Genomic DNA, 8860 nt, shown 5'->3' on the forward strand with positions numbered 1-8860 from the left:
GTTATCTCCTTCATGGTGGGGAAGAGGCTCTTGTCGCCTATCAGGATCTTTTGAACAATCTGCTCATATGCTTCGGGTGTGTTCGCACCGAACGTCTCGCTTTGGTTGAAGCGGAACCGAACCGGTTTTGATTTCCAGCTGGTATTCGGCATTTTCAGGTTCATACTGATATCGATTGTGAGCTCTGGGTGAATGGTGATGATCACACCGTTCTCAGCGATGGTCTGGTCGTGCATCACCTGCTTGGTTGTATTCTTGAACTTGATATAAATCAGTGATTTAGCTTCCTTCTGCATCTTGCCTGTTCGCACATAAATTGGAATGTCTGCAAAGTAATAGGTGTTCACAAACAGCTTCAGGGCAGCATACGTCGGTGTTTGCACAACGTGGCCGCTGTTGACTCCCAACGACTCATACCTTCCCATATGAAATTCCTGGATGGGGGAGATTGAGCGCAGTACTTTCTCCTTTTCTATGGCGATATCCTCGGGTGAAAGCGAAGCCGGCTCGCTCATCGTCAAGTATGTGATGATTTGCATGATATGGTTCTGGATGGTATCGCGCACGACTCCGATTTTCTCGTAGAAACCCAACCTCTGGTCTACTCCGTGCTTTTCATCAAAAATAATCTGGATCGATTCGATGGTCCTGTTATCCCAGATTCTGCGGATGATGTCGTTGTGGAACCGCATGAGCAGCAAATTTTGCATGAACTCCTTGCCAAGGTAGTGGTCAACACGGAATATTTCCTCGTCGGTGAATGCTTTCTCAAGTATTTCATTATACCTCAGTGCACTTTCCAAATCGAAACCGAATGGCTTTTCCACCACGATTTTCTTGGTGAGCGTGCACATGCAATCCAGCGATGCATCAATTTCCTTGATTTGGTGGATGGCATCCTCGTACAGCGAGGGCTGCAGCGCCAGATAGTAGATGAACTCTACCTCTTTACTTCCCTCGATCATGCTTCTCAGCTTCTTGGTGAGAATGGAAACGGCCTCGGATTCGGCCATGTCATAGTACAAATAATCCAGATTATCGGTGAAGGAGGCGGGAGCTGAAGCATCAACCGAATGCAAGAGAAATTCCTCCCGGGTGGTATACCGCCGTCCAAGGGCAAGAACGGAAAATGCATACTGCTTTTCCATAAGATTCTGATAGGCAGGGTACAATTTCTTCAGTGCAAGGTCTCCGGTGCCGCCGTATTGGATGATGATTCGTTTCATAGCCTTCTTACTCCTTCAGGTCTGTTATGATCCGATTAGGGAATTGATTGTCCACAAAGTACGCACAAGGAAGGGTGTCTGCATGTTCTTTCCCACTCATCAATCGCTCCAAGGCGTCTCGTTTCCCCTCTCCCAGGAACAGCAGGAACACTGTTGCATTGCGGGCCAGCTTCGAGAATCCGTAATAGGTGAGAGTAACCCTCCGCTTTGGAGGTTTGGGGCTCTGCTCAACGACTGCAACTTGATCAGTATCCTGTTCCGGTTGTCTGCCGGGGAACAAGGACGCGATATGGCCATCTTCTCCTACACCTAAATATACCCTATCAAAGGGGGAAGTCGAGAGCTCTCGTTGCGCCTTTGGTATGGAAAGCTGAGTCAAAGCAACAGCACGCTCAAGTCCTGCCGCAAGAAGGGTGTCCAGATTCTTCTCCCCCTCAAGACGCTCGTCTACCAGATAGAGGTGAACCCGACTCAGGATTGATGGCTGCACAGCGAGTAATCCCTTGACGATGAACTGAGCACTCCTGCCTCCGGAAAGAGCAATATGCAGAGTGCCTTCTTTTTGCTTTGCGAGCTGGACCAGGTCCTGAGCTACGAAGTGTTCAAGGTCTTGCGGTTGTTCTATGCGTTCTATTCTCATGACTCTAATGTAATCAAAGAAATAAAAGTAGAATAGTAGGAGATATCTTTATTTTCCGTTCTTCTCCGAATCGAGATTCTCTCTTGCTATGGAAAGCATCAATTTAATGCGGTTTTCCTGGTTTACATGCGTTGCAGAAGGATCGTAATCGATGGGAACAATGTTTGCTTCGGGGGCCCGTTCGGTAACAGCCCTGATCATGCCTTTCGCACTAATATGATTGGGCAGGCAGCCAAATGGCTGGGTGCAGACGATATTTGTATATCCGGCATGTACCAAATCGAGCATTTCAGCGGTAAGCAGCCAGCCTTCACCCATTTTTACACCATAGTCGATCAATCCTTCGGTGAGTTTCTTCATTTCCGTATAGGGAATGGGAACGGTGAACTTTCCGGTTTTCGCCATTGCTTCTCGTACCATGGTCTCTACCTTGAACAATTGCTTGAGTATGAGCTGGGTGACGATGCTGCTGATCCTGCGTCCTCCATAATAAGCCTTGTCCGTGATTGCATTATCGGCCCCGTAGTAGAGGAAACCCATCATGGAAGGAACCATGACTTCGCAGCCCTGCTGTTCCAGGTATGCCTGCAGGTTGTTGTTGCCCAGCGGAGAGTATTTCATATAGATTTCACCGACGATGCCGACTTTGATTTTCTCTTCTTTCCTTACCTCGATTGCTGCAAACTGCCTGCATATCTCATTGAGGTTTCGTTTCATGGCCCATCCGATGTAGCCCCTGTTGTTGGCGAACCGATCACTCAGATACCGTGTCCAGGTGGCGACCAGGGCATCGGCTTCACCCTTGTTCACTTCATACGGCCTCACTTGGTTTGACAAGGCCATAAGCAGGTCTCCGTAGATGAAAGCACTGTATGCCTGCAGCAGCATGAAGAAGGTCAGCTTGAATCCGGGATTCTTCTCCAGCCCCTTGAGATTGAGACTGATTACGGGAATATGCCCGAGATGGCACTTCTCGAGGGCTTTACGAAGCAAAAATAGATAATTGCTGGCCCTGCAGCCTCCTCCTGTCTGGGTGATGACCAAAGCAACTTTGTTGGTGTCGAAATTCCCGTGTTTCAACGCATCGATGAGTTGTCCGATGACGAGTTGGGCGGGATAACAGATATCATTGTGTACATACCTGAGCCCTTCACGGATGACATTGGGACCCTGGTTCTCCAGCAGCACAACGTTGTAGCCGTGATTGGCAAACACCTCTTTGGCGATCTTGAAGTGAACCGGCGACATATTGGGAATGAGAATGGTATAGTCCTTCTTCATCGCTTTTGTAAATACGGTGCTCATGTGCCGCTTGCCTCCCCGATTGCAGCGAGCAGACTGCGGATCCGAATTTTCACTGCCCCGAGGTTTGCAATCTCATCGATTTTTATCTGGGTGTAAATCTTGTCGGTCTGTCTGAGAATGTCGCGGATCTCATCACTGGTCACTGCATCGAGGCCGCAACCGAAGGAGACCAGCTGGATGATCTGCATGTCAGGTTGTGTGGTCACATACCGTGCGGCATCGTACATTCTTGCATGATAAGTCCATTGGTTGAGGACGGTCCGCTTTTCCTTCGGCACCAAATGGCTGATCCCATCCTCGCTGAGGACGGCACAGCCGCATTGAAGCAACAGACTGTCGATGCCGTGATTGACTTCACCATCGACGTGGTAGGGGCGCCCTGCAAGCACCATGATCGGCCAAGCACGTTTTCTGGCCTCCTCTACAATGATGGTTGCTTGGTTTCTTACCGCCTGCTGATAGGTTCTCAGGGCCTCGTAGCCCCGTTTGCATGCCAGCTTGACTTCACCCTTGCCAAGATTGTAGTGCTTGGAGAGTATTTCATAGAGCCGTGATGGTGCGAAGCGTTCATCGGCAAGGCTTATGTAGTCGCTTATGAACAACACCTTGTGTTCGAGCAATGAAGGCATGTTGTGCTTGAGTACTTCGGGGTAATAGGCAACCACCGGACAGTTGAAGTGGTTGTCCCCTTTCTCCTCCTTCAGGTTGTAACTGGAGCAAGGATATAAAATGGCATCAACGCCGGTCTCGATGAGCTGCTGGACATGTCCATGCATCAGCTTCGCTGGATAACAGATAGTATCGCTGCTGATCGTCGATTGGCCTTTCAGGTATGTATCCCGGGTGGAGGGCTCGGATACGACAACCTCGAAGCCAAGGCTGGACAGGCAGGCATGCCAGAAGGGCAGTTGCTCATAAAAGGAGAGTTGCAAAGGAATGCCGATGCGTCCCCGCTCATTTCTCCCTCTCTTCAAATCAGCCAGGTATTGTTGCTTGTAAGCATACAGATTGAGTCTTTCAGGATTGCTGACAAAGGTTTCAGGTTGTACGATGCGGTCGCACTTGTTTCCGCTGACAAGCTTTCGATCCCCATCGAAACTGTTGATGGTCAACAGACAGGCATTGGTACACCCTTTACAGTGTACCGTACGGGTTCGGTGGGAGAAGCTGGAGAGTTGTGCAAGAGAGAGGGTGGTTGTACTCTTATGGTCTTTTTTGTGCTGCTCCATGGCATGCAGTGCACAGCCATAGGCTCCCATCAGACCGGCTTCCTCGATGCGGATGACTTCGCTTCCCAGTTCCATTTCGAACGAACGCAATACCGCATCGTTGAGAAAGGTTCCTCCCTGCACAACGATGTGCCTGCCGAGCAGGGACGGGTCGGTTGACCGTACAACCTTGTACAGGGCGTTCTTCACCACACTGATTGCAAGACCTGCGAAAATGTCTGCAACACTGGCCCCGTCCTTTTGCGCCTGTTTGACCGAACTGTTCATGAACACCGTGCAGCGGCTGCCCAAGTCGACAGGATTCTGTGCCTTCAGGGCAAGCTCGGCCGCCTCCTGTGGCGAATAGCCCAGTGCATTGGAGAACGTCTGCAGAAACGAGCCGCATCCGGACGAGCACGCTTCATTGAGGAAAATATCGTCGATGACACCGTCCTCGATTTTGAAACACTTGATGTCCTGACCGCCGATGTCAATGATGAAGTCCACTTCCCGAAGAAACGTTTTGGCGCTTTTATAATGGGCCATTGTCTCAACCAACGAATACTCGAAGTTGAATGCATTTTTTACCAGAAGCTCCCCATACCCGGTTGAACATGCCTTGACGATGTGGATATCCGGATAGGAGGTAAGAAAATTGGTGAGGAACTCCTTTACCGCCTGCACTGGATTGCCATTGTTCAGCTGGTAGCGGCTGTAGAGGAGCCTTCCTTGGGTGTCGATGATGCAGGCCTTCACGGTGGTGGAGCCTGCGTCGACACCGAGGAAGGCTTGCCCTTTGTAGTTGAGGGCATCAGCCTTCGGCAGCTTCGCCCTCTGATGGCGCCTTTGGAACTCCTCCAACTGTTCTTCGGTTTCGAAGAGGGGAGGGATGGAGGTGAATGCCTTTTGTGTATGATAGTGCTCAAGCTGATACACCAAATCCGAGAGGGTGATGGTCTCATCGCCCTTGGACAACGCCGTCCCCAGAGCTACGAAATACAGGGAGTTTTCGGGACAAATTCCCTCAAGGTGCAAGGTTTGGTCGAAGGCTTTGCGCAAGGAGGAGAGGAATGTCAGAGGGCCGCCCAGATATACCACCTGACCGGTGATCGGACGACCTTGTGCAAGGCCTGCTATGGTTTGGTTGACCACCGATTGAAGAACTGAAAGGGCGATGTCGGCCTTTTCAGCTCCTTGGTTGATGAGCGGCTGGACGTCGCTTTTTGCAAAAACACCGCATCGTGAAGCAATGGTATAGCTCTGCTTGGCCTGCTTCGCAAGATCATCCATCTGGTCTTGATCTATGTTGAGCAGGCTGGCCATCTGGTCGATGAATGATCCGGTGCCTCCGGCACAGGTCCCATTCATCCTCACTTCCATGTTCTTTCCCAGAAACAGGATTTTGGCATCCTCGCCTCCAAGTTCAATGACCACATCGGTGGAAGGAAGATAGTGCTGGATGGCAATGCGGGTGGCGTATACTTCCTGCACAAACGGCAGGTGCAATTGTTGGGAAAGCCCCATGCCGGCAGAGCCGGAGAGCGAGAAGCATACCTGCCTGTCGCCAAGGTTTTGGAGCAGGGGCGTAAGCATCTGGACAGCGGTTTGGGGAATCTGAGAGTAGTGTCTACGATACTCTTGATGAACAACACGCAACTGTTCATCAAGTACTACGCATTTCATGGTTGTGGAGCCAACATCCAAGCCAATTTTCACTGAGAAGCCTCCGAATACACAAACCTTACGTAATTATCAGGAAATGGTACAGTGAACCCGATCTGTATTTAGACAGTGTTGGTAAAAATGTCTAGCTACGAGGTTGTCCATCCGGTCCATAGTCAAATACCTGCACAGCATCAATTGCCTCTTCAAGCAAAGCTTCGATCCCCATTTGCCGGTAGTGCTGTGTCATCAGCTCTTTATCAGGCCGTACGAGTGGGTGTTTTGGACTGAATATCACGCAACAATCCTCATAGGGAAGGATGGAAGTCTCATAGGTTCCAATCTGTTTTGCAAGGTTCATGATCTCCTGCTTGTCCATGCCGACCAAAGGACGGAGTACCAGCTGTTCGCTCATGCTGTCGGTGAAAACCATGCTCTCAAGCGTTTGGCTGGCCACCTGGCTGAGTGCCTCCCCGGTTACGATGCACATTCCCTCCTGCTTCTTGGAAATGGCATTGGCTACGTGCATCATGGCGGCCCTGAACATCAAGGTTGTTTCTTCCTCCAGGCTGTGCTGCTTGATCCAAAGCTGCGCCTCCGTGAAGTGGACTACGTGCAACCGTGTTCCTTGCAGATACGGGGCGATCAATGAGGCCAAGGTCTTAACCTTCTCCAAGGCAAGTTCGCTGGTGTAGGGATAGGCATGGAAGTAGATGCACTCCATTTTCAACCCGCGTTGGGCCATGCGATAGGCTGCGACCGGACTGTCGATTCCTCCTGAGAGCAGCAGCATGCCCTTGCCTGCGGTGGTGACAGGAAGCCCGCCGGGTCCGCTTTTGGCGGAGGTGAAGAGGTACGCCTTGTCCCGGATCTCGCAATTGATGGTCATATCGGGATTCTTTACATCGACAGTCAGTTTGGGGTGCTCGCTATGAACCACCTCGCCGAGGATGCAGTCTATCTGGTAACTGTTCAACTCGAAGTTCTTGTCGGCTCGCTTGGTGATCGACTTGAAGGTACCCACTCCCTTGGAGAAGGGTTCATCCTGCATCAGAACCCGTGCTGCTTCCTTGATGGCCTCGATGTCCTTTGCACATCGGAGGCAGCGTGAATAGCCGACAACCCCGAAGGTTGTGCTGAAGGCCATTTCAATGGTATCCCGTGGACAGCCGTTCTCTATCTCAAAGAAAATTCGGCCTTTCTGCTTGGAGACCTGAGTACGGTATCCCTTGAGCTTGCTCTTGATGTTGTTCTTGAGCCGTTTCTCGAAAAAATCACGGTTCAAACCTTTGAGGGATATTTCTCCCAATCGTACCAAATACAGGGTAGAGTCGTTCATGCGTGCTCCAAGATGAGTTGTGTGACAGCCTGTGCCAAGATTTCAACATCCTCGGCTGTAGTATCCTTGGATAGCGAGATGCGGATGCTGTTCTTTGCAAGCTGTGCTGAAAAAGCCATGGCTGTCAGGACACTCTGGGATTTTTGTTTGGCATTGTTCGAACAGGCTGAGCCGCTGGAAACGCAGAGGCCCTGGTCGAACAACAAGCGGGTGAATACTTCACTGGGAAGTTTCGGGTGAGCCAGTGCAAGGATGTAGGGACTACAATGCTCCGACGGGCTGAAGATGGGCAGAGCCGAGAGCTTGTCACGCAAAAATGCATTCAGGCCGGATACATGCTTGTAATTCTCCTCGAGGCTGTGAAAGGCATCCTTGACAGCCTGGTGCATTGCTGCGATGCCGCCGATATTCTCGGTTCCCGGCCTCAGGCCTCGTTCTTGTAATCCACCGCGGCTAAGGCTTTCAATGCCTGCGTTGGTATTGTACAGCAAGCCTACACCGCGGGGACCATGAAGTTTATGGGCACTGAAGGAGGCACTGTCAATTCCCATGGCTTGCAGGTCGAACCTGATTTTCCCGAGAGCCTGCGTCGCATCGGTATGGACATGTATTTTTCGGTTGTTGTGCTCGCTTTCGAAGGCTCGGACAACCTCCACCAAACCACCGACGTCCTGAATCGTGCCTACGACATTGTTTACCAGCATGATACAGACAAGCCGGGTTTCACTGCTCAAGGCTTTCTGCAAATCTTCTTTCTGGACAAAGCCATTGGGTGCGGCAAGCGTTGTCACCTTCCAGCCAAGTTGTTTCAGCAGCCTGGCATATTCCGATACCGAGGGGTGTTCGATGCCGCTGAGGATGACCTGACCCTTTCGTTCCTTCCAAATAAGACTGTTTAGGATGATGGCATTGGATTCGGTCGCTCCACTGGTGAAGGTGAGAGAGAGCGGATCTACGCCAAGCAGGCCGGCAAGATCGGCCCTGGTTTGCTCAAGAAATGCTTTTGCATCTCTTCCTTCCTGATGAAGGGATGATGGATTGCCTCTATACTGCACAACCGCCTTCGTATAAGCATCAAGCGCTGACCGGCTCATACTGGTGGTGGCTGCATTGTCAAAATATCGTATCTCGCGCATGGCCCACATTGTGCGACAATGCAAGGATTTTTGCAAGCACGGCTTCTCGTATGGTTCTTGTCTTCTTCCCTGTCTCCAGGGTATAACATGAGTATGAAGAAATTGATGACAGCCGTGCTCGACCAAGGAAAAACCACGGATATTTTGCTTGCCGATGATTTGAAGGACCTGGCCAACCATCTTGGCGGCTACGGCCGCTCGGTCATGTGGGTGTTCGATACCAATACAGCCAAATTGTTCAAACAGCTTCCTCCCGCCCATGTAGTGCTGGAGAGCGGTGAGAGTTCGAAGCACTTCGGGTCGCTTGAACGCATCCTTTCGACATCCCTGGATGAGGGGCTGGC

The 8860-nt window shown here is 50.9% G+C and carries 6 protein-coding genes and 1 pseudogene; 1 reads left to right on the forward strand and 6 read right to left on the reverse strand.

The genetic code is table 11. The features are described 5' to 3' along the window. From B3F49_RS12010 to B3F49_RS12035, 6 genes are all read right to left on the reverse strand, one after another. On the reverse strand, positions 1-1226 hold a 1226-nt coding region (locus tag B3F49_RS12010; RefSeq protein WP_293911360.1), incomplete at its 3' end, for a glucose-6-phosphate dehydrogenase. A 7-nt stretch (positions 1227-1233) separates the two neighbouring features. Further along, entirely contained in the window at positions 1234-1866 is a 633-nt protein-coding gene (locus B3F49_RS12015; protein ID WP_293893609.1) for a 6-phosphogluconolactonase, read from the reverse strand. 48 nt (positions 1867-1914) lie between these two features. Next, positions 1915-3171, reverse strand: coding sequence for a 2-hydroxyacyl-CoA dehydratase (locus tag B3F49_RS12020; protein WP_293893612.1), 1257 nt, complete (start codon positions 3169-3171; stop codon positions 1915-1917). After that, on the reverse strand, positions 3168-6095 hold the full coding sequence (locus B3F49_RS12025) for an acyl-CoA dehydratase activase-related protein (protein WP_293911362.1): 2928 nt from the start codon (positions 6093-6095) through the stop codon (positions 3168-3170). Before B3F49_RS12025 ends, B3F49_RS12020 begins: the two co-directional genes overlap by 4 nt. Before the next feature lie 91 nt (positions 6096-6186). Continuing rightward, positions 6187-7380: a tRNA uracil 4-sulfurtransferase ThiI gene (thiI, locus tag B3F49_RS12030; RefSeq protein WP_293893617.1), complete on the reverse strand. Its 1194-nt coding sequence runs from the start codon at positions 7378-7380 to the stop codon at positions 6187-6189. Beyond that, positions 7377-8516, reverse strand: coding sequence for a cysteine desulfurase family protein (locus B3F49_RS12035; RefSeq protein ID WP_293911365.1), 1140 nt, complete (start codon positions 8514-8516; stop codon positions 7377-7379). The genes thiI and B3F49_RS12035 overlap by 4 nt, the downstream gene beginning before the upstream one ends. Before the next feature lie 93 nt (positions 8517-8609). Here B3F49_RS12035 and B3F49_RS12040 point away from each other — a divergent pair. Continuing rightward, positions 8610-8860, forward strand: a pseudogene (locus B3F49_RS12040) (3-dehydroquinate synthase); the annotation flags it as partial.

This window comes from Sphaerochaeta sp. UBA5836, assembly GCF_002432845.1.
In the GTDB taxonomy this organism is placed as follows: domain Bacteria; phylum Spirochaetota; class Spirochaetia; order Sphaerochaetales; family Sphaerochaetaceae; genus Sphaerochaeta.

What these genes read in the sequence shown, in the direction of transcription:
- B3F49_RS12015 (WP_293893609.1), bottom strand. Translation starts at nt 1,866, where the DNA reads ATGAGAATAGAACGCATAGAACAACCGCAAGACCTTGAACACTTCGTA.
- B3F49_RS12020 (WP_293893612.1), bottom strand. Translation starts at nt 3,171, where the DNA reads ATGAGCACCGTATTTACAAAAGCGATGAAGAAGGACTATACCATTCTC.
- B3F49_RS12035 (WP_293911365.1), bottom strand. Translation starts at nt 8,516, where the DNA reads ATGCGCGAGATACGATATTTTGACAATGCAGCCACCACCAGTATGAGC.
- thiI (WP_293893617.1), bottom strand. Translation starts at nt 7,380, where the DNA reads ATGAACGACTCTACCCTGTATTTGGTACGATTGGGAGAAATATCCCTC.